This is a genomic window from Alteribacillus iranensis (assembly GCF_900113025.1).
Classification (GTDB): Bacteria; Bacillota; Bacilli; order Bacillales; family Marinococcaceae; genus Alteribacillus_A; species Alteribacillus_A iranensis.
Genome location: NZ_FONT01000001.1, coordinates 816,059 through 836,440, shown reverse-complemented (window position 1 = coordinate 836,440; position 20,382 = coordinate 816,059). Strand labels below are relative to the sequence as shown.

Here is a 20,382-nt window from a genome sequence, read left to right as displayed (position 1 = left end):
AGCGAAAGGTCACCTTCCGTCACTACCGCCGCCGTACAGATAAATACGGATACAGGCGGGACTTTAAAATCTATGAATGTGAATCCTGCGAAGAATGCCCATTCAAAGCGGACTGCACCACCGCCAAAGGAAACCGGAAGGTCTATTATAATCCGGTCTACGAGGAACTCAAAGCGAAAGAAGCGATCAAACTGAAAAGTGAGTTCGGACGAACACTCTACGCGCGCCGAAAAACGGACGTGGAGAGTGTATTTGGTCATGTCAAACAAAATCTTGGCTTCCAGCGATTCCACCTGAGAGGGTTGGAAAAAGTTCAGGTGGAGTTTGGTTGGGTGGCTCTCGCTCACAATATACGTAAGATGGCGGTGGCAAGACGCCGCAAAATGAAGCCAGCTGCATAAGTTGGATTTTAAAAAATCCATGGTCACCATCTAGATGGATGGCGTCCATGGTATTTTAACATTAAGGGCTTTTGATACAGCCCCTTGGAAAGTCAATCAGACGTGTCATATTCATCGAGGGTGAGCCTAGTGACAGTGGTACTATCCCCTTTTTCTATTTCCTCTTTTGTAGCGTCTCGACCGTCTGACTCTTCTTCGTTCATCGTTGGCGCTACTTTTTGACGATTCACGCCATTGTTTTTCCTATCGTTCATTCACATCGACTCCCGTATTCTTGAAAAGCTTAGTTGATCGGGTTCTGAGGGGCTTTCGCAAAGCTTTGCATAAGTTGGGTCATGTCATTTTGAGCAAGCTGGGGAACCTGATAGTATCCATGCTTATTTTGATAAAGGAAAATTTCATAAGCCATTTCAATCATATTAGGAATACTATCAGCAAAAACACGACGCATCACGGGGTTCGTGGATTCCAATGCGGCCATTGTCATGTGAGATGCAAGACCTTTCGCTTGGCTCATCATAAAACTGGAAATGCATTCATCCGAAATTTCATTCATTGATTGGATTGGTTTTTTCGGTTGACCACCGGGCTTCATACCATAGATGACATCATTACTTTGGGACATGTTATATGTCTGGGTAGGCTGAGAGGGATCTTTGCCTGTTTGGAACGTATCGAGCATCGTATTGTATAGATTTGTAACAAAGTTAGAGTGTCTTTGCATCATACTTTTCAATTCAGTGTCTTGCACATGCTGTTCATACATTTTGTATTGATCGAGCATACCGATTACTCCGCCGATCACCTCGTGGGCGTCAAAAAGTTCATGTCCCCCGTGGTTCATCATACCAGGCATATTTTCAGATACCTGTTTTCCTTGCATTTGATTTTGGTTCATGTTTTGTTGATCCATCTCGTTCCCTCCATTAACATTAAAATTCTTTTTTATTATGATACAAAAGGGGAAAAACATGTACGAAAATTATAAGCTGGAAAGGAAGGGATCCTACTTAGAAATTCTTCTCGTTCCGTTTTAATCGGTCATAAAATTTTAAGTAGAGAAACGGTGAGTTCCCTAAGAATTTTTAGAAAATAGTTAAAAATCACTAGTCAGATTTCATATTATATGCAATAATTAAATTATTAAGGTTTTGATTTACATATTGATTTCATCAAAACCAAAAAGTATTTTAAAAGGGGTGTGCAATGTGAATACACAAAAAGTGTTGATTAATGGCGAACGGTTGAAAAACACATTGGAGGAATACGCTGATAATGGGCGTACAGAGAATAATGGGGTAACACGCCTTTGCTTTTCTGAAGAAGATATACAAGCCCGCAACCTATTCCGTTCTCATTGTGAAGAGCTAGGTATGACGGTAAAAATTGATGATATGGGGAATATCTATGCGACCCTTCCAGGAAAAGATAATAGCAAGCCGCCTGTAGTGATGGGTTCCCATCTCGACTCTGTAAAAAAAGGCGGACGCTTTGATGGTGTTCTTGGTGTATTAGCCGGACTTGAAGTGGTTCGTACGATCGTAGAAAATAACATCGAGCCGGAAGTGCCTGTTATGGTTGTAAATATCACAAATGAAGAAGGTGCCCGATTCGAACCATCCATGATGTCATCTGGTGTTCTTTCTGGTCGCTTTGACAAGGCGAAAATGCTTCAGTCTACAGATGCAGAAGGAATTTCATTTGAGCAGGCACTAAAAGAAAGCGGTTACGAAGGAGAAGAAGCGAACCGTATTAAAGAAGCAAAAGCATTTTTAGAGCTTCATATTGAACAAGGGCCCGTCTTGGAAAGAGAACAAATTGATATCGGTATCGTTGAAGGCGTTGTAGGAATGGTATGTTATGACATTGAAGTAACAGGTGAATCCGACCATGCTGGAACAACACCGATGCCAATGAGAAAAGATGCTTTCTTTGCAGCGAATAATCTTATCCAGGAAGCTAGAGAAAAATTAAGCAAGCTTGATGATGATCTTGTCTATACCATGGGACGGATTAATGCTTGGCCTAACATTCATACGGTCATTCCGAACAAGATTGTCTTTTCCCTTGAAGCAAGACACCAAAATCCTGAAACCATTAAACGCGTAGAAGAAATTATTCAGGAACTCACTCAGTCAGAAGGGAAAGAAAAATGTGAAGTAAAAGCCACGAAATTATGGAGCCGCGACACGATATGGTTCGATAAAGATGTGGTGAATACGTTCGAACAATCGGCTGAAGCTCTTGGATATTCTCATAAACGGATGGTAAGCGGTGCCGGACATGACGCACAATTCCTACAAGATTTCCTGCCGTCCGCAATGATATTTGCTCCTAGCGTGAATGGGAAAAGTCATGATGAAGATGAGTTAACCCATTGGGATGACTGTGAAAGAGCGGTAAACGTTGTCCTCCAGACAGCTCTCTCTCTTGCCACTGAATAAAAGGTAATATACTGGCTAGTGCATGAAAACAAACATGCGCTAGCCTTTTTTTCATTTGAATAGCCTTTTTTTCAAGCCTCTCTTTTCATAACTAGGCGACTGATTAGTTTAACTTTTATAGACGGTGGGGAATAGATCAGACAGAGAATCGTACATGGGAGGAAACATCATGACAGACGATCCAATGAAAAACAAGTGGATGCCTATGACGTCCGTTGAAACTGGAGAAGTGCATGACATTCGTTCAGATGTGCATGGATTGACTCTTCAAATAGTGAACGTTTGTTTTGTTGGCAAACCGGCTGATCCAAAAGGATGGGTACTAGTGGACGCTGGAATGCCGAAATCCGCTGATGCTATCAAAAAAGTGGCGAAAGAGCGTTATGGTAAAAATAGCCGCCCGCAAGCAATCATACTCACACACGGGCACTTTGACCATGTCGGAGCTGTCGTTCAACTGGCAGAAGAATGGGACGTCTCTGTATATGCCCATTCCTCGGAGATTCCTTACCTTACAGGTAAGAAAAAATATCCCGATCCTGATCCTGGCGTAGAAGGTGGGATGGTAGCAAAAATGTCTAGTCTGTTCCCGGATGAACCGGTGGACTTAGGACCGTATATACACGAGCTGCCTGAAGATGGATCAGTGCCCGCCATGACAGGGTGGAAATGGGTTCACACACCGGGGCACACGGAAGGTCATATCTCGTTATTTCGAGAATCTGATCGGACCCTTCTTGCTGGGGATGCTTTTGTGACAGTGAAACAGGATGAGCTCTACAAGGTCTTCAAGCAAGAAAAAGAAATTACAGGCCCGCCTCGTTATTTTACTCCCGATTGGCAGAAAGCGAAAGAATCAGTAAAAAATCTAGCGCAGCTAAACCCTGACGCTGTGTTAACAGGACACGGACGTCCTATGACAGGTACAGAATTAAAAGAAGGGCTTCACACGTTAGCCCGCCATTTTGAAGAAATAGCGGTACCTGATCACGGACGATATGTGGATTCGAAAGATGAAAATAGGGTATAATCAGGGAGCTGATAAAACAGCTCCCTGCCCTTTTTCATTAGAGTGGTAATGGAAAGGATGGGTCGAGTAGACCATGTAATATAGCAGTCATAACTAGGAGGGAGAGAATTGGGTTTTTTAAACAACTGGGGAGAATGGCTTTTGGGGCTTCCTTGGATTGATATTGGTGTTGCTGTTTTAATATTTATCCTCGTGTTTTTATTTAGGAAAATATTTACAAAATATCTTTTTCGTCTTATCCTTCGATTGACCAATAGAATTCCTCGAATCTTTAGAAATATACTTACATCCTTTGAGAAACCATTGCATTTTTTCATAGGTATATTAGGGATTTACTTAGCTCTGCTCTATTTACCGATTCCATGGGAAAATATGCAAGTTATTAATACATTGTATCGATCTATTATCATTATAGTGCTTGGTTGGGGGTTCTATAATTTTGCAGGAACCTCTTCTAGTTTGTTTTATAAGATTGCGAAGAAAATGGAAGACGGAAAAGACAGCATGCTGATACCGTTTTTATCTCGGCTTCTCCGTTTTGTGATCATTGCTCTTACGCTTACCATCGTTGCATTTGAGTTGGGGTATGATGTGAATGGGTTCATTGCAGGACTCGGATTGGGTGGTTTAGCCTTCGCTCTCGCTGCTCAAGATACGCTGAGCAATTTCATTGGAGGCATCATCATTGTTACCGAACGACCATTTAAAAAAGGTGACTGGATTTCCACTCCAACGGTTGAAGGGATTGTAGAGGATATTTCCTTTCGAAGTACAAAAGTTCGTGCCTTTGAAGATTCGCTAGTCATCATACCTAACAAAACTATTGCTCACGAACCGATTACGAACTGGTCACTAATGAACAAACGTCTCATTACATTTACGATAGGATTGGAACGAAGTGTTTCCCGCATTCAATTGGAAACAATCGTTCAACGGATTAAGCAAATGCTGAACGATCATGAAGACATTGATAAAGAATTGATCATCGTTAACTTTAATGAGTTGAAAGACTCCTCTTATGAATTGTATTTGTATTTCTTTACGAAAACAACGGCTTGGGTCGAATGGACAGAAGTCAAACAAGAAATGAACTTAGAGATTGTTAAGATATTAGAAGAAGAAGAGGTAGACATTGCATATCCTTCCCGTTCGCTCTATCTAGAAAGCGACAGTGAAGTGATGGAACAAGTAATGGACGAAGTACGGAATAAGCAGCTTCAGTATGTGAATGGAGAAAATACAGAGAAAAAGGACTAGATAGGAAGTAGGGCTGTATGAAAGGTCATAAACAATGATCTTTCACAGCCCTTTTTTAGAGGGAGTAACAGGATATTAAATGCATATTTTTGGCATGTCTGAAGGGTGTGTCGCCGATAGATAGGAACCTGGACTTTTCTTACGATTATCACTATTCTTCTGTTTGCTGTTTAAAGGATTTGGTATAATAGGGGAGTTATCTTTTGTTAGACGCCGGAGGGAAAAACATGGAAGAAGAAAATATAACGAGATTAACAATAGACGGAAAAGAATTTATATTAATTGGTACGGCACACGTTTCGAGACAGAGCGTGGATGAAGTCAAACAGGTCATAGAAAGCGAACAACCTGATGCAGTTTGTATTGAGTTAGATGAACAGCGTTTCCAAGCTATGATGGAAGGCAATAAATGGAAAGATATGAATATATTTCAAGTCATTAAAGAAAGGAAATCCTCCTTACTTTTAATGAATTTGGCTATTTCTTCGTTTCAGAAACGTATGGCAAAACAGTTTGGTATCGAAGCAGGACAAGAAATGAAACAAGGAATCGAGTCTGCGGAACACATAGGTGCCGAATTAGTACTAGCAGATCGAAATATTCAGATTACGTTTGCACGAATTTGGAGAGAAGTAGGGTTTTGGGGAAGAGCAAAGCTATTAATGGGTATTATACTCAGCATCTTCAGTAAAGACACGATCACCGAAAAAGAATTAGAAGAGATGAAATCACAAGATACGTTAAACGCAGTCCTCCATGAATTAACAGAAACGTTCCCCCGGCTGAAGAAGCCATTAGTAGATGAACGAGATCAATATCTCTCCCATAAAATCAAGGAAGCACCGGGTGAGAAAATAGTCGCTGTGTTAGGGGCTGCACATGTTCCTGGTATAAAAAAAGAAATCAAACGCGAACAGAACATAGAAGAATTAACTAAGGTTCCACCTAAATCGGTCCTTCCGAAAGTAATAGGCTGGGCGATTCCCGTTCTTATCGCGTCTATTATCATCTATACCTTTATCGCGAATCCGACAGCTGGAATCCAGCAGATGATTAGCTGGGGATTGTGGAATGGATCTTTTTCAGCTTTAGGGACAGCTATTGCAATGGCTCATCCACTAGCTATCCTGACTGCATTTGTTGCTGCCCCTATTACGTCTTTAAATCCTCTTATAGCTGCAGGCTGGTTAGCAGGTGCGGTTCAAGCGCTGATTCGAAAACCGAATGTTAGAGATTTTGAAGCACTATCAGATGATGTGTACAGCGTCAAAGGATTTTGGAGAAACCGTGTGACAAGGATTCTCTTAATTGTCGTTTTGGCCAACTTAGGGAGCACTCTAGGCACGGTGATTGGAGGAGCAGATGTGATTCGGTTGTTTTTTGAAAATATTGGATAGAACGTTAACCGGGAGGGTGGCGAGATGTCACAATGGTATGCGGTGGTTGATATCGGTGCAAAAACGACAAAGCTTGTTATATTCGAAGTCAGCTCTTCCAACTTAATAAAAGAAGTGAAAAAATGGAAAAAACCTCTTCATCTTCAATCTTATATAACGATAAAAAATGAAATGTCATTAGAAGGCCAGCACGTATTGGTGGAAGCACTTCAAACATTTAAACTTCTTTTGAACGACTTTGAAATCGAACAATATATATGCGGAGCCACTGCCGCCTTACGAGACATACAAAATCAGGAAGAAGTTCTCTCGCGCGTGAAACATACCGTCGGATGGAATATTTCGGTGTTAACAGGGGAAGAAGAGGCTTACTATGGGTATGCAGCGGTGGTGCAGACGTTAGAAGTGAATTGTGGTATAACTTGTGACATTGGCGGAGGAAGCACTGAAATAACGAGTTTCTACAACAATGACTTAGTTCATAAGGCAAGTATTCCGGTAGGCACACTTGTGCTAGCAGAACAACTTCATATGGTTGACGGGCTGCCATTAGAGGACTCCGTTAAACAAGTCTATCAACTGATCGAAGGACATATGGCGGGTTTACCGTGGGTGGAAAATCAGAAGGTTTCATTGATCGGCATTGGCGGCAGTGCTCATGCATTGGCCAAGATAGACAGGCATAGAAGAAAGCTCCCGCGCCAAAATATGCACGGGTATCGCATGGCTGTAGAGAATATTTTGCAGATGAAAACCTATTTCTCTTCTTTATCCAATACGGAGCGAAAGAGGGTAAAAGGGTTGTCTAAAGAAAAAGCAGACAATATTCTGCCTGCTTTGTATATATTGGAGACTCTCATACATCATATGAAAGCAACTCAGTTTGTCATAAGCAGAAATGGGTGGAGAGAAGGCATCTTGTATGATAAACTTATGCTCCTTTAATGGCTGTGCTCTTCCTCAGATGTAGGAAGACCATAAAAGCCTGTTTCAATCTGCATTGGTCTTCCTCATCAATCCCTCTAATCTCTATACTTAGCGAGTGGTTTCGTCCATGAGAAAGTTTAAAAACGCTTTGTTTGCCGGGGACAACGGTACATTCTTTTTGTGAGCAATCCCAAGTGTCAACACGATTGGCGGATCGAAGGGAATGGCTACAAGATCTTCTTCTTTTTCGGGAACGACCATTTTCAAAAACACAGAGACTCCAAAACCACGGGCTGTCAACGATTTAGCCATTGAAATTTGATTCGTTTCAAACGCTATTTTTGGAGATTGTCCTGCCAGCTCACCTGCTTCTTCGATCACTTTTCTTTGATAGTATCCTTCTTTAAACAATATTAAAGGTTCATGTGCTAGTTGGCTTAAGGGAACCGATCTTTTCTCAGCCAGATGATGATTGGGCGGAACGACCAGCATAAGTGGTTCTTCTAAAAAAGGATGTATCTGAAGCATGTCATTCATGCCTTCGCTCACTACGACCGTCCCCATTTCCATTTCTCCGTCAATGATTGCCTCTCCCAGATCTGTACTTCCTGCCTCATAAAGATCAATGGCAAAAGAAGGATTCTTTTTTTTAAAACGAGCCAGTTTTTCTGGAAAATAATATGAACCAACCATAGAAGGCAGGCCAAGCTGAACAGTACCAAGGATACCAGCTTTCACATCTTGTAATTCATTTTTTGCCCTCTCAAAGCCTTTTATTAACTGATCGGCGTGTTTTTTTAAAATACGGCCTTCTGCTGTCAAGTAGACATGACGCTTTTCGCGGATAAATAACATACAGTCGAGTTCGTTTTCTAGGTTTTTAATTGCTTTACTGATGGCTGGCTGGGCAATATGAAGTTTTTCAGCGGCTCGAGTAAAGCTTCCTAGTTCTGCCACTTCTTGAAAGTACATCAATTGCTTGATATCCATGTATCTATATCTCTCCCTATTATTCATTAAAGTTATGATTATGATAATTATTATATATTTTTTTTATTGTTAGAACAATGATAGGATAAAGATAGAGAAAGAAGAGAAAGAAGGCATACTCATGATTGATGTAAAGACAAAAACTTTTTGGAGAGCAACGGCAGCACTTGGAGCTGCTTCCTTGTTAATTTTTGCGAATATATATTTCCCTCAGCCACTCCTTCCATTGTTTACACAGGAGTTTGGCATATCAGAAACAACTTCAAGTTTAACTATTTCTGTTGCATTGTTTGTGTTAGGAATTAGTTTCTTTCTATATACAGCGTTGTCGGATGCATATGGCAGAAGGAATATTATTATCCTTGCCATGGTGCTTGGAACGTTGGGAACTTTAGCGATAAGTTTGGCCCCGACGTTTGAATGGCTATTAGCCGCGCGTATTTTCCAAGCGGCTGCACTTGCTGGAATCCCCGTAGCAGCCATGGCCTATATTAGTGAAGAATATAAAGTGAGAGCAATGTCGGTGGCTGTAGGTATTTATATCAGCTGTAACAGTATTGGGGGGATGAGCGGCCGTGTAATCAGCGGAGTATTAACAGACTTGTGGGATTGGCGATTTGCTTTTTTGGTTATGACCATTTTAAGTGTGTTTATCTTACTGCTAGTCTATTTTCTGTTACCAAAATCCAAACAGTTTACTTCAAGGCCGTTTCATTTGAAGGAAGTTATTCGCGATAATAAAAACCATATAACTGACCCGAAAATGCGTTATGCTTATATTATTGGCGGTTTACATTTCTTCGTATTTATTGGAGTGTTTAATTTTATTACCTATTATTTACATGGAGAACCATTTCAGGTTTCAACGGCTATTCTTGGCCTTTTGTTTCTCACGTATGGAGCAGGAACGATAAGTTCGACGCTCGCTGGTAAGGCTGCCCAAAAATGGAATCAGACAACTTGCATGTTTATTGGGATTGCTTTCATGGCCACGAGTATTGCTCTTACTTTAATACCTTCCTTTCCTGTTATTATTGTAGCCTTGATCTTCCTGAGCTTTGGATTCTTTTTTGTTCATTCCACGTCTAGTGCGTGGGTAACTACACATGCCAAAACTGCGAAAGCCAGTGCTTCCGGTTTGTATTTAACCTCTTATTATTTAGGCGGGAGCCTTGGAAGCATTTATTACGGCTGGCTGTGGCCTGCATTCGGATGGTCTGGGATAGTCGCAGGTTCGATGGTTATATTGTGTGTAACAGTTCTTTCTACGAAAATACTGTCCCGAATGGAAAAGGAAGAAAGAAAAGAAACACGAAAATATACACGCCCCGTACACGCTCAGAAGTCGTTATAATCATTGAGAGTGTTTGTTTCTCCTTGTCGTGAGTATGGTAAGATGAGGTAAAAAGGGAGCGATGCCCATGAATACTGTTACAAAACAAGAAAGTTTTGTGATCCCTATGGAACAGAACTTATATGTGAGAGGAAATGTTCACCTAAACGACACGAAAGAGAAAAAACCAGTCGTAATTTTGTGCCATGGCTTTAAAGGCCATAAAGATTGGGGGTTCTTTCCTTATGTCGCTGACTATTTGGCTGATAAAGGGTATGTGGCCATTCGCTTTAACTTCTCTTGTAATGGTGTCAAAGAAACCGACTTTGATGAGTTAGATAAATTTGCTATAAACTCATTTTCTCGTGAACTGAAAGATATAAAGACACTGTTTGCAGCAATGACAGACAGAAAACTTCCATACCATGACGTGTTTGATCTGGATAAAATTGCTCTTCTCGGTCACAGTAGAGGGGGAGGGACGAGCATTCTACATGCTGCGGATAATACAGGTATTAAAGCTGTAATAACGTGGAATGGAATTTGGAACGTCCATTATCTAGGGGACGATGTTAAAAAAGAAGCCTATGAACAAGGTACAGCGTATATAAAAAATGCACGCACAAACCAATGGATGCCTATATCTAAAAGCTTTTTTGATGATATAGAGAGTAACGGTAAAAAGTATGACATATTAAATGCACTTACGTCGATGACTACACCTTTGTTGCTTGTGCAAGGGGAGAAAGATCGAGAATGGCTCGTTGAAGGTTCTAAAAAAATGTCAGAAACAAATGAACAGCATAAGCGTGTTTTGATCTCTGGAGGGAATCATACCTTTCAAGCTGTTCATCCGTTTCAAGGTGTGACTCCTGAATTGGAGGAAGCTTTACGTCATACTACAGCTTTTTTAAAGGAAACTTTAAAATAGACAGCTTCAAGGGATATAGAAAAAATTATAGAAAAAACCGGACTTGATTATACCAACAAGTCCGGTTTTTTTGCTATTTCCTGTAACATAACAGGATTTTCAATTTGAAACAATCATAAATAAATATATGAAGTGAACCTTATGGTTATAGGGGTAGAGTCGGATATAAAGCTAATTTTATATAAAAATTTTAAAAAAATCAAAAATACCTGTTGCAAAACAGGTGTTACTGTTATAACATAATAACCAGATAAAGGAACTGTAATAAAACAGTTGTTAACCAGAAGGGAGAAGCTGGATAAGGCACGGCTGCCTCTCTTCCACACTAAAACTCGCAAAAAGGGAGATGAAAAAAATGGGGAATATTCAAGAGCAAGCAAAACAATTGCAAGAAAAGTGGGAGAAAGAGGATCGCTGGATTGGAGTTGAGCGTCCTTACAGCGCAGAAGACGTAATTAAACTACGCGGCTCTTTGCAAATTGAACATACATTAGCAAAGCGTGGTGCCGAAAAATTATGGGATTTACTACATGAGGAACCTTATGTGAATTCTCTCGGTGCTCTGACTGGAAACCAAGCGGTGCAACAGGTGAAAGCAGGACTGAAAGCAATCTATTTAAGTGGCTGGCAAGTGGCAGCAGATGCAAACCTTTCAGGGCAGATGTATCCAGACCAAAGTCTCTACCCTGCAAACAGTGTACCGCATGTGGTAAAACGAATTAATCAATCGCTTCAGCGGGCGGACCAAATTCAACACATGGAAGGCGAAGGAGATACAGATTATTTCGCTCCTATCGTGGCTGATGCGGAAGCTGGATTTGGCGGACAACTGAATGCATTTGAATTAATGAAAGCCATGATTGAATCCGGAGCTTCTGGGGTACACTTTGAAGATCAGCTCGCTTCCGAGAAAAAATGTGGTCATCTCGGCGGAAAAGTACTCGTTCCTACCCAAACCGCTGTCCGTAATTTAGTGGCTGCTCGTCTCGCTGCTGATGTTAGCGGTACAGATACCATTCTAATGGCAAGAACCGATGCCAATGCTGCTGATTTGATCACGAGCGATATTGACCCTGCTGACCATGAATTTATTACAGGAGAGCGTACGTCAGAAGGCTTCTATCGTACAAATGCCGGGCTTGACCAAGCGATTGCTCGTGGATTGGCTTACGCTCCATATGCAGATTTAATCTGGTGTGAAACTGCTAAGCCTGATTTGGAGGAAGCGAAACGATTTGCAGATGCTATCCATGCGAAATACCCTGGAAAAATGCTTGCTTATAATTGTTCTCCATCTTTCAACTGGGAAGCGAACTTAGATGAAAAAACAATCGAAGAATTCCAGGTAGAGCTCGGCAAAATGGGATATAAATTCCAATTTGTTACACTTGCCGGCTTCCATGCTTTAAATCACAGCATGTTTGAATTAGCTCGCGGCTATAAAGAGCGCGGAATGGGAGCATATTCTGAGTTACAACAGGCTGAATTTGCGAGTGAAGCGGATGGGTATACAGCTACTCGTCACCAACGTGAAGTGGGGACTGGTTACTTTGATGAAATTTCACAAGTGATCAGCGGAGGTACTTCTTCTACAACTGCAATGGCTGGATCTACAGAAACAGCTCAATTTAAGCAAACCACAAAATCCTAAATCAATAGAGTAGTAAAGAGCCAGGGAGATATTATCTTCCTGGCTTTTTTAGCAAAAGATCATTAAACGACGAGCCTCCGAGCGATTAGGAGCTGTAGCTAGACATCACTCCATGCATGTTATACTTTTCTATCTGATAAAAAAAGGAGGGGATACCTCCTTTTTAAAAACGATAGCATATAGATCGTTATAGAACAGACAAGTCTAACATATCTTCTGTAATTAAAATACCATCTTCATCAGCATACACCCAAGAACCAGGTTTCCAATCGACATTTGCAAAACGAACCGGTACATTGACCTCTCCTTCGCCTTTTTTAATGGATTTTATAGGGTTTGTCGCTACAGCGCGTATACTTACATTCATATCATTCATTTCTCCTGAATCTCTTATGCAACCGAAGACAATAACACCTTGTAGTTTTCGAGACTCTGCAATAGCTGCAAGATTATCCCCTAACAAAGCACAGCGCATAGAGCCTCCTCCGTCAACAACTAATACACTGCCTTCTGGTATGTCCTCTAGCGATTTTTTTACAAGAACATTATCTTCAAACACTTTCACCGTATGTATCGGACCGTAGAATGTCTGTTTCTTTCCGAATGATTTAAACATGGGGTCTGCTAATGTGACTTTTTCTCTGTAAATGTCGCAAATATCTGCTGTTAATCCCACGAAGATCCCTCCTAATTATGGTGTCTCCTTAATTCATTTCGACAAAAAAAAATATGATCCTCTTTTGTGTAAATAGTTGTCTTGAAAAAAAAATTAGTATACTCTTGTTTTAGCTGTTTTTGAAAGCAGTAGAAATTCGATCGGAGGGATATACATAATGTCAGAGAAAATTAGAATAGGCATAACCGGTTACGGAAACTTAGGAAAAGGGGCACAATCTGCCATTAAGCAAAATGACGACATGGAATTAGTAGCCGTTTTTACGAGAAGAGATCCATCCAGCTTGGATGTAGGAGATCCGAATGTAAAGGTTATCTCTCTTGATGATGCGGAACAATACAAAGACGAGATAGATGTCATGCTTCTCTGTGGCGGTTCTGCCCATGACCTTCCAGAACAAGGGCCAATGCTTGCCAGACACTTTAATACGGTCGATAGTTTTGATACACACGCTAAAGTTAATGAATATTTTGATGCTATTGATGCACCCGCTAAAGAAGGCGGTAATACCGGAATCATTTCGATTGGATGGGACCCAGGCTATTTTTCACTCAATCGCTTATATGGTGAAGCAACGTTGCCAGAAGGAGAAACATATACGTTCTGGGGGAAAGGACTTAGCCAAGGGCATTCAGATGCCGTTCGACGAGTAGAAGGCGTGAAAACAGGAGTCCAGTATACAATTCCTTTGGAAGACGCGGTAAATAGAGTACGTGCTGGAGAAAATCCATCTCTTGAAACGAAAGAAAAGCATTTCCGGGAATGCTATGTTGTTCCTGAAGAAGGAGCCGACAAAGACGCGATTGAACGGGAAATAAAAACAATGCCTAACTATTTTGCGGACTATGAAACAACAGTGAATTTTATCGATGAAGATGAAATGCGTAAAAATCATTCAAACATGCCACATGGTGGTTTTGTTATCCGTAGTGGAAAAACAGGTGAAAATACGAATCAAATTATGGAGTACTCTTTAAAGCTGGACAGTAACCCTGAGTTTACCTCCAGCGTGTTAGTAACTTATGCTCGTGCTTGTCATCGGTTGAACAAAGCTGGTGACGTTGGCGCTAAATCCATGTTTGATGTGGCTCCAGGGTTGTTATCCCCTAAATCCCCATCACAGCTTCGTAAAGATCTTTTATAAAAACGTGATGAACCCTTCCTAATGGGAGGGTTCTTTTACGTGCCTAAAAACCACTCCCATGAAATATTTCACGTTGATATGTGATATAATAGTAAGAGTAACAAGAAAGGGATGGATGTATGGCTTACTACAATAATAAGAAAGAAGCACCGCCGGAAGTAGAGACGTCTATCTGGTCTTGTACAAATGAAGATTGTTCAGGCTGGATGAGGGAAGATTTTACGTTTGAGAAACAACCGGATTGCCCGTTATGTCAGTCGAGCATGGAAAGAGAGACAAAAACATTACCGCAGATTATTTAATAACCGTTAGCCTAACCGAATAGGCCTCCCAACTAATAGTAACAATGGTTGGGAGGCCTATTTTTTGTTTAGGAAATGATAAAAGTTATTCGCTTGTAGGTAACTTTTGTGGAATGGTTAGCTACGTCCAGCTCCAAGCACCATCGGTTGCTAGAGCATTAAGCAGGTTAGAAACCTATATGTCCACGTTAACTACTCGTCTTATTGATATTTACTTGATGAGGATAAGGGATAACAATGTTATGGTCCTCGAGCGCTTTCTTACACGCTAAACGCAAATCGCGTTCGACTCGCCATTGCTCCATATTTTCTGTTTTACCGATAATTCGAATCACTACATCTGAATCTCCAAACGATTGGACGCCAAGTACATCCGGTCCCTCTTTAATAGCAGGGTCCTCTGCTGCCACTTCATTACAGGCATCCTGGAGAATACGAATGGCCTCGTCCACGTTGTCATCATAAGAAATGCTCATATCGACAATTGCTTGCATATTTCCGCGTGAGTGGTTATTTACGGTTGTGATTTCCCGGTTAGGTACGAAATTCAATGTACCGTCAAAGCTGCGAATTTGTGTTGTACGTAATCCTACTTCTTCGACAATGCCATCAATGCCTGCGACAGTCACGTAATCTCCGACGTCAACTTGCTTTTCTAACAGGACAAAAAAACCTGTGACCACATCACTTACAAGTCCTTGAGCACCAAAGCCTATCGCTAATCCAACCACACCGGCACCGGCAATAAGAGGAGCAATGTCAAGGCCGAAAATACCGACAATAATAGTAATAAGAATGAAAATAAGTATGTAAGAAAATACATTGACGCTTAATTTTAATAATGTTTGTACTCGTCCGGGATGCATATTCCTAGTCTTTGACATACGTTCAAAACTCTTGTTGATGAGTTTTTGTCCAATCGCTTTTGCTATAAAAAAGCCAATGAACACTAATAGTACTTGGAGAATAATCTTTACCGCTCCTCCAAGAAATGTTGCCCATAATTCATTATCTAGCAAATCCACAACAACTTTCACTCCTTCAAAGTAAATATAGTCTATTAGTTCCCTAAATGGAAGAAGGTGAAACAATATCACCTTATCACGAGGAATGATAAATAATCTACTTCTCGAAAGCAAAATATTTTACTTTTTCGGAAGTATTCGGTAATCTTAAACATAGGTTGAGAAATTACATTAATATTCTCATCTCACGGGGATAAATACCGATAAGGTTTTTTATTTTCTGTGGATGGGTAGACTATCAAAAGGTCATTTTTAAATACAGCCTTTAATTAAATTTATTACAATTTAATATTGACTTTAATTTGAGGCTCGTATTATAATGATTGATGGAAGAATAATGAAAAAATACTTAAAGGAGTGTTGTTACATGAGTGATAAGCGTATGGTTGCGAAACAAGCCCCTCGATTTGAAATGGATGCTGTAATGCCAAATAAAGAATTTGGTAAAGTTAGTCTTGAAGAAAACATGAAAGAGGACAAGTGGACGGTATTGTTCTTCTATCCAATGGACTTTACGTTCGTCTGCCCTACTGAAATTACCGCATTGAGTGATCGATATGATGAGTTTGAAGATCTTGATGCAGAAGTGATCGGTGTTTCAACTGACACTATTCATACTCACAAAGCATGGATCAACACTTCCCGTGATGACAATGGACTTGGCGACCTGAACTATCCTCTTGCAGCAGACACTAACCATAAAGTCGCTGAAGAATACGGCGTTCTTATTGAAGATGAAGGGGTTGCTCTTCGCGGACTCTTCATCATCAGCCCGGAAGGTGAATTGATGTACTCTGTTGTAAACCACAACAACATTGGTCGTGATGTAGATGAAACTCTTCGCGTACTACAGGCACTTCAAACTGGCGGACTCTGCCCAGCTAACTGGAAGCCTGGCCAAGAAACTCTAAACGTGTAATGTTTCTCTAATTAGGAGAGATAAGAAAGAGAGAGGTCTAGCAGAGATGTTAGACCTCTTTCTTGCCCTATGTGGTCAGATAACGATGAGATGTTGAAAAAGGAGGCAGTTAACATGGCTTTAAAGCTAAGATCTGAAATGCCGGAGATTGAAGGAGCAACCACGTGGTATAATGGAGAAGTGACGAAGGATGATTTATTAGGTGACAAACCGACTTTAATTCACTTCTGGTCTGTAAGCTGCGGATTGTGTAAAGAAGCAATGCCAAATGTGAATCAATTTCGGGACGATTACAAAGACGAACTGAACGTCGTGGCTGTTCATATGCCGCGTTCTGAAAAAGACTTAGACCTCGAACAGATCAAAGAAGTAGCAGACGAACACGAAATCACTCAACCGATTTTTGTTGATAATGAGCATAAGCTTACTGACGCATTTGAAAATGAGTATGTGCCTGCGTATTATGTATTTGATAAAGATGGTACGCTGCGTCACTTCCAGGCAGGCGGCGGTGGCATGAAAATGTTAACGAAACGTGTAAACCGTGTGCTCGGAAAAAATGAAAAGAAATAAAGGAAGAACTGTCCAGAACCTAACTCTGGGCAGTTTTTTTATCGTGCAATGTTCGGAAGCTCGTGGAGAAGGAACCGGGTTTACCAACTGGGCCTGCCATCACACTTTAGAGGTACTTTTCAGTGAGGAACATCCATGTGTGTTTGTCGATTACCAGAACGTTTTAATGAGTTATTCATTTTCAATTACGCTGTCTCACTCTCAATTAAAGAGTATAAAGTACAGAAAGGGAGAAGTATAAACATATCCCACATTTTATGAAGAGAACCTGTTAAAATAGTGAGAGAGTTATCATGTCAGCGGAGGAAAGAATGATGAAAAAACAATTTGCAGTGATAGGACTTGGACGTTTCGGCGGCAGTATTTGTAAATCATTGGCGGCAGAAGGAATGGAAGTCCTAGCGATTGATCAAGATGAAGAAAAAGTGAGGGAATTTTCCTCTATTGCTACCCAAGCTGTCATAGCCGACACGACGGATGTAAAGGCGTTAAAAGGGTTAGGGATTCGAAACTTTGACCATGTGATCGTAGCAATAGGTGACAACATACAAGCGAGCATCATGACAACATTGATTCTCGATGAAATGAATGTCAAACATATTACGGTGAAAGCTCAAAATGACTATCATGAGAAAGTATTGAGGCGAATCGGGGCAGATGAAGTCGTTCATCCTGAAAGGGATATAGGTGTTCGAATTGCACATAATGTAGTCTCACGTAACGTTTTAGATTATCTAGAGCTCTCCGATGAATACAGTATTGTCGAATTAGCTGCGGGAGATAAATTAGACGGTGAGAGCTTAATTGACCTAGACTTTCGTTCTAAATACGGCTGTAACATTCTTGCTGTTAAAAGAGGAGATGACATACACGTTTCCCCGCGCCCAGAAGAAACAATCAAGAGTGGAGACGTTTTAATTGTAGTGGGAGCCGATGATGATATTAACAGGGTTGAAAATCATTGGATCAATGATGAAGATTAGGAATGGCGAAATGAAGAAGAGATTTCGTTATAACAGCCGGGGAAGGAATAATTTACCGGCTGTTTTTATTGGTTTAAAGAGGTTCGAAGAGTGGTAGAACAGTAACTAGAAGTTATTTGATACGCAAGTTATTAAAGGAGTGAAATTGTATGACACAAGAAACAAACAGTAAGTTAACAGCAGGGTTATTAACAGGTGTAGCCATTGGGATTGGAATTGCTTTGTTAGACAAAAATACGCGTTCCATGATGATGGATAAGACGAAGACAACAACTGGAACGATGTCACGCTTTGCTTCTGAAGTGAAAGAGAATCCAAGAGAGTCAAAGGATCAGCTGATGGATAGAATTCAAGAAGCAGGTAATATTATGAAAGAAGCAATAAATGACTTACAATCCCTTTATAAAAACACTGGAGGAGAACTGGCTGACAAAATAAAAGACGTCCAGGAAGATTCCAAAGATGTGGTTTCTACCACGAAAGAAGTTACCCAAGACCTTCAAGATGTAGGGGAGAAAGTAAAAGAAGCAAAAGAAGAGTTAGTGAACAATGAAAATGGATCAGGAGGCACTAGTCCAAGCAATGGAGCAACTTCTGGCAGCAGTACATCTTCCTCTACTAGCAATCAAAGTTCTGTAAATAAACCTATGTAAGAAAATAATAACAAGCCCTTAATAAAACACCCTCGTTTTTCTATTTACTGAAAAACGAGGGTGTGTTTTGTATATTTCTTAGACTTCCATAATAATTGGTAAGATCATGGGGCGGCGCTTCGTACGTTCATACAAATAAGGAGCCAATTGATCAATTACTTCGTTTTTAATTTCTGCCCATTGTGTTTTTTTCTGTTCCATAATCGTGTCTAAATGCTTAGCAAGCATGGCTTGGGCATCGTTAATTAAGTCACTGGATTCTCTCATATAGACAAAACCGCGTGAAATGATATCTGGCCCGGCGGCTACTTTTATATTTTTCATATCAATGCTGACAACGACAACAACAAGTCCTTCTTCTGATAATATGCGCCGGTCTCTCAGCACAATATTTCCAATATCTCCAATGCCATGTCCGTCTACATAGACAGAACCAGAAGGAACTTTTCCTGCGATAGCCGCACTATTTTTTGATAAAGCCAACACTTCTCCATTATCCATAATAAACGAGTGATCTTCTGGTACACCGCAGTCTTTTGCGAGACTCGTATGCTTTTTCAGCATTCGGTATTCCCCGTGAATCGGCATGAAGAATTTTGGTTTCATTAAACGGAGCATTAGTTTTTGTTCTTCTTGACCACCGTGGCCGGAAGTATGAATATTACTTAAGGATCCATGAATAACATTCGCTCCTACGCGGAAGAGCTGGTTAATAATTTTATTGACGGACAGTGTATTCCCAGGGATTGGTGAACTGGAAAATACAACAGTGTCTCCAGGGATGATTTGGATTTGTCTATGCGTTCCGTGAGCGATGCGAGACAATGCTGCCATCGGTTCGCCTTGACTTCCTGTACATAAAATGGCTACTTGATCATCCGGAATCCGGTTTAACTGGGATGGCTCTACAAAAGTACCTTTAGGTGCCTTAATATACCCAAGTTCTTGGCCAATGGTAATGGCTGATTCCATACTTCTTCCGAAGACTGCAATTTTGCGGCCAAACCGAACAGCTGCCTCCACGGCTTGTTGTAGCCGATATATATTCGAAGCAAATGTTGCGAATATTAAACGCCCCTCCGCTTGACGGAAAATAGAATCAATACTCTTTCCAACCGTCCGTTCTGACATAGTAAATCCGGGGATTTCACTGTTTGTGCTATCAGACAATAAGCAGAGGACTCCTTCTTCTCCTATCTGGGCCATTTTTGCCAAATTAGCCGGCTCCCCAACTGGCGTAAAATCAAACTTAAAATCACCGGTGTGAACAATGTTTCCTTCAGGTGTGTGAACTACTACACCTAATGAGTCAGGAATACTGTGAGTTGTTCGGAAAAAAGAAACCTTGGTCTTTTTAAATTTGATGTCTTGTTCTTCTTTAATAATATTTAATTTCGCGCGGCGGAGTAAACCATGTTCCTCTAATTTCCCCTTTAAGAGACCGATGGCGAGCGGACCGCCGTAAATAGGAACATTCACTTCACGTAGAAGATAAGGAACTCCTCCAATGTGGTCTTCGTGTCCGTGAGTAATAAATAAACCTTTGATCTTCTCTTTGTTGCGGGCAAGGTACGTGTAATCAGGTATGACATAATCGATTCCAAGTAATTCATCTTCTGGGAACATAATTCCGGCATCAATAAGAATAATCTCATCTTGATACTGTACGGCATACGTATTTTTTCCGATTTCGCCTAAACCTCCAAGGGCGAAAACAGCTACTTGATTCTTTTTTATTTGCTTCAT

At 40.7% G+C, this 20,382-nt stretch carries 20 protein-coding genes and 1 pseudogene; 15 read left to right on the top strand and 6 right to left on the bottom strand.

Annotated features, from left to right (window positions below):
- A pseudogene (locus BM095_RS04135) lies at window positions 1–392 on the top strand (transposase); the annotation flags it as partial.
- Between the two features lie 101 nt (window positions 393–493).
- Here BM095_RS04135 and BM095_RS16485 read toward each other — a convergent pair.
- Window positions 494–655 (bottom strand): hypothetical protein, encoded by a 162-nt coding sequence (locus BM095_RS16485; protein WP_177194680.1) that lies wholly within the window; start codon window positions 653–655, stop codon window positions 494–496.
- A gap of 29 nt (window positions 656–684) precedes the next feature.
- Window positions 685–1,314, bottom strand: coding sequence for a spore coat protein (locus tag BM095_RS04130; RefSeq protein ID WP_091657756.1), 630 nt, complete (start codon window positions 1,312–1,314; stop codon window positions 685–687).
- Window positions 1,315–1,609: 295 nt separating this feature from the next.
- Here BM095_RS04130 and BM095_RS04125 point away from each other — a divergent pair, with 295 nt between their 5' ends.
- The 5 genes from BM095_RS04125 to BM095_RS04105 all read left to right on the top strand — a co-directional run bounded on the left by BM095_RS04125 (window position 1,610) and on the right by BM095_RS04105 (window position 7,474).
- Window positions 1,610–2,845, top strand: a complete 1,236-nt coding sequence (locus tag BM095_RS04125; protein WP_091657754.1) for a Zn-dependent hydrolase — start codon at window positions 1,610–1,612, stop codon at window positions 2,843–2,845.
- A 169-nt stretch (window positions 2,846–3,014) separates the two neighbouring features.
- Window positions 3,015–3,875, top strand: a complete 861-nt coding sequence (locus BM095_RS04120; protein WP_091657751.1) for an MBL fold metallo-hydrolase — start codon at window positions 3,015–3,017, stop codon at window positions 3,873–3,875.
- Window positions 3,876–3,983: 108 nt separating this feature from the next.
- Window positions 3,984–5,132, top strand: a complete 1,149-nt coding sequence (locus tag BM095_RS04115; RefSeq protein WP_091657747.1) for a mechanosensitive ion channel family protein — start codon at window positions 3,984–3,986, stop codon at window positions 5,130–5,132.
- Between the two features lie 227 nt (window positions 5,133–5,359).
- Complete coding sequence (locus tag BM095_RS04110; RefSeq protein WP_091657946.1) at window positions 5,360–6,529, top strand: TraB/GumN family protein; 1,170 nt, start codon at window positions 5,360–5,362, stop codon at window positions 6,527–6,529.
- Window positions 6,530–6,553: 24 nt separating this feature from the next.
- Window positions 6,554–7,474: a Ppx/GppA phosphatase family protein gene (locus BM095_RS04105; protein ID WP_091657744.1), complete on the top strand. Its 921-nt coding sequence runs from the start codon at window positions 6,554–6,556 to the stop codon at window positions 7,472–7,474.
- 90 nt (window positions 7,475–7,564) lie between these two features.
- On the opposite strand, the gene BM095_RS04100 is transcribed toward BM095_RS04105, so the two are convergent.
- Window positions 7,565–8,446: a LysR family transcriptional regulator gene (locus tag BM095_RS04100; protein ID WP_177194679.1), complete on the bottom strand. Its 882-nt coding sequence runs from the start codon at window positions 8,444–8,446 to the stop codon at window positions 7,565–7,567.
- A 121-nt stretch (window positions 8,447–8,567) separates the two neighbouring features.
- Between BM095_RS04100 and BM095_RS04095 the strand changes: the two genes are divergently transcribed.
- The 3 genes from BM095_RS04095 to aceA all read left to right on the top strand — a co-directional run bounded on the left by BM095_RS04095 (window position 8,568) and on the right by aceA (window position 12,361).
- Window positions 8,568–9,800, top strand: coding sequence for an MFS transporter (locus tag BM095_RS04095; RefSeq protein WP_091657739.1), 1,233 nt, complete (start codon window positions 8,568–8,570; stop codon window positions 9,798–9,800).
- A 67-nt stretch (window positions 9,801–9,867) separates the two neighbouring features.
- Window positions 9,868–10,710, top strand: coding sequence for an alpha/beta hydrolase family protein (locus BM095_RS04090; protein WP_177194678.1), 843 nt, complete (start codon window positions 9,868–9,870; stop codon window positions 10,708–10,710).
- Between the two features lie 355 nt (window positions 10,711–11,065).
- Window positions 11,066–12,361, top strand: coding sequence for an isocitrate lyase (gene aceA, locus BM095_RS04085; RefSeq protein ID WP_091657733.1), 1,296 nt, complete (start codon window positions 11,066–11,068; stop codon window positions 12,359–12,361).
- Window positions 12,362–12,548: 187 nt separating this feature from the next.
- Here the strand turns inward: aceA and rraA are convergent, their stop codons facing one another.
- Window positions 12,549–13,037: a ribonuclease E activity regulator RraA gene (gene rraA, locus BM095_RS04080; RefSeq protein WP_091657730.1), complete on the bottom strand. Its 489-nt coding sequence runs from the start codon at window positions 13,035–13,037 to the stop codon at window positions 12,549–12,551.
- Window positions 13,038–13,194: 157 nt separating this feature from the next.
- On the opposite strand from rraA, the gene BM095_RS04075 reads away from it, so the two are divergent.
- Complete coding sequence (locus BM095_RS04075; RefSeq protein ID WP_091657727.1) at window positions 13,195–14,181, top strand: diaminopimelate dehydrogenase; 987 nt, start codon at window positions 13,195–13,197, stop codon at window positions 14,179–14,181.
- 119 nt (window positions 14,182–14,300) lie between these two features.
- Complete coding sequence (locus BM095_RS04070) at window positions 14,301–14,483, top strand: cold-shock protein (RefSeq protein ID WP_091657725.1); 183 nt, start codon at window positions 14,301–14,303, stop codon at window positions 14,481–14,483.
- Between the two features lie 188 nt (window positions 14,484–14,671).
- Here the strand turns inward: BM095_RS04070 and BM095_RS04065 are convergent, their stop codons facing one another.
- On the bottom strand, window positions 14,672–15,508 hold the full coding sequence (locus BM095_RS04065; RefSeq protein ID WP_407639126.1) for a mechanosensitive ion channel family protein: 837 nt from the start codon (window positions 15,506–15,508) through the stop codon (window positions 14,672–14,674).
- Between the two features lie 367 nt (window positions 15,509–15,875).
- Between BM095_RS04065 and BM095_RS04060 the strand changes: the two genes are divergently transcribed.
- From BM095_RS04060 to BM095_RS04045, 4 genes are all read left to right on the top strand, one after another.
- Entirely contained in the window at window positions 15,876–16,427 is a 552-nt protein-coding gene (locus BM095_RS04060) for a peroxiredoxin (protein ID WP_091657722.1), read from the top strand.
- Window positions 16,428–16,541: 114 nt separating this feature from the next.
- Window positions 16,542–17,000 (top strand): TlpA disulfide reductase family protein, encoded by a 459-nt coding sequence (locus BM095_RS04055; protein ID WP_091657720.1) that lies wholly within the window; start codon window positions 16,542–16,544, stop codon window positions 16,998–17,000.
- A gap of 311 nt (window positions 17,001–17,311) precedes the next feature.
- A complete protein-coding gene (locus tag BM095_RS04050) occupies window positions 17,312–17,983 on the top strand; it encodes a potassium channel family protein (RefSeq protein WP_091657717.1) in 672 nt (223 codons plus the stop codon).
- A 149-nt stretch (window positions 17,984–18,132) separates the two neighbouring features.
- Window positions 18,133–18,636, top strand: a complete 504-nt coding sequence (locus tag BM095_RS04045) for a YtxH domain-containing protein (protein ID WP_091657715.1) — start codon at window positions 18,133–18,135, stop codon at window positions 18,634–18,636.
- A 78-nt stretch (window positions 18,637–18,714) separates the two neighbouring features.
- Here BM095_RS04045 and rnjA read toward each other — a convergent pair whose 3' ends face one another.
- Window positions 18,715–20,382 carry a ribonuclease J1 gene (gene rnjA / locus BM095_RS04040; RefSeq protein ID WP_091657712.1) on the bottom strand — a complete coding sequence of 556 codons (1,668 nt, stop codon included), beginning with the start codon at window positions 20,380–20,382 and terminating at the stop codon, window positions 18,715–18,717.

What these genes read in the sequence shown, in the direction of transcription:
- BM095_RS16485 (WP_177194680.1), bottom strand. Translation starts at nt 655, where the DNA reads ATGAACGATAGGAAAAACAATGGCGTGAATCGTCAAAAAGTAGCGCCA.
- BM095_RS04130 (WP_091657756.1), bottom strand. Translation starts at nt 1,314, where the DNA reads ATGGATCAACAAAACATGAACCAAAATCAAATGCAAGGAAAACAGGTA.
- BM095_RS04120 (WP_091657751.1), top strand. Translation starts at nt 3,015, where the DNA reads ATGACAGACGATCCAATGAAAAACAAGTGGATGCCTATGACGTCCGTT.
- BM095_RS04110 (WP_091657946.1), top strand. Translation starts at nt 5,360, where the DNA reads ATGGAAGAAGAAAATATAACGAGATTAACAATAGACGGAAAAGAATTT.
- BM095_RS04105 (WP_091657744.1), top strand. Translation starts at nt 6,554, where the DNA reads ATGTCACAATGGTATGCGGTGGTTGATATCGGTGCAAAAACGACAAAG.
- BM095_RS04100 (WP_177194679.1), bottom strand. Translation starts at nt 8,446, where the DNA reads ATGGATATCAAGCAATTGATGTACTTTCAAGAAGTGGCAGAACTAGGA.
- BM095_RS04095 (WP_091657739.1), top strand. Translation starts at nt 8,568, where the DNA reads ATGATTGATGTAAAGACAAAAACTTTTTGGAGAGCAACGGCAGCACTT.
- BM095_RS04090 (WP_177194678.1), top strand. Translation starts at nt 9,868, where the DNA reads ATGAATACTGTTACAAAACAAGAAAGTTTTGTGATCCCTATGGAACAG.
- aceA (WP_091657733.1), top strand. Translation starts at nt 11,066, where the DNA reads ATGGGGAATATTCAAGAGCAAGCAAAACAATTGCAAGAAAAGTGGGAG.
- BM095_RS04075 (WP_091657727.1), top strand. Translation starts at nt 13,195, where the DNA reads ATGTCAGAGAAAATTAGAATAGGCATAACCGGTTACGGAAACTTAGGA.
- BM095_RS04070 (WP_091657725.1), top strand. Translation starts at nt 14,301, where the DNA reads ATGGCTTACTACAATAATAAGAAAGAAGCACCGCCGGAAGTAGAGACG.
- BM095_RS04060 (WP_091657722.1), top strand. Translation starts at nt 15,876, where the DNA reads ATGAGTGATAAGCGTATGGTTGCGAAACAAGCCCCTCGATTTGAAATG.
- BM095_RS04055 (WP_091657720.1), top strand. Translation starts at nt 16,542, where the DNA reads ATGGCTTTAAAGCTAAGATCTGAAATGCCGGAGATTGAAGGAGCAACC.
- BM095_RS04050 (WP_091657717.1), top strand. Translation starts at nt 17,312, where the DNA reads ATGATGAAAAAACAATTTGCAGTGATAGGACTTGGACGTTTCGGCGGC.
- BM095_RS04045 (WP_091657715.1), top strand. Translation starts at nt 18,133, where the DNA reads ATGACACAAGAAACAAACAGTAAGTTAACAGCAGGGTTATTAACAGGT.
- rnjA (WP_091657712.1), bottom strand. Translation starts at nt 20,382, where the DNA reads ATGAAGCAAATAAAAAAGAATCAAGTAGCTGTTTTCGCCCTTGGAGGT.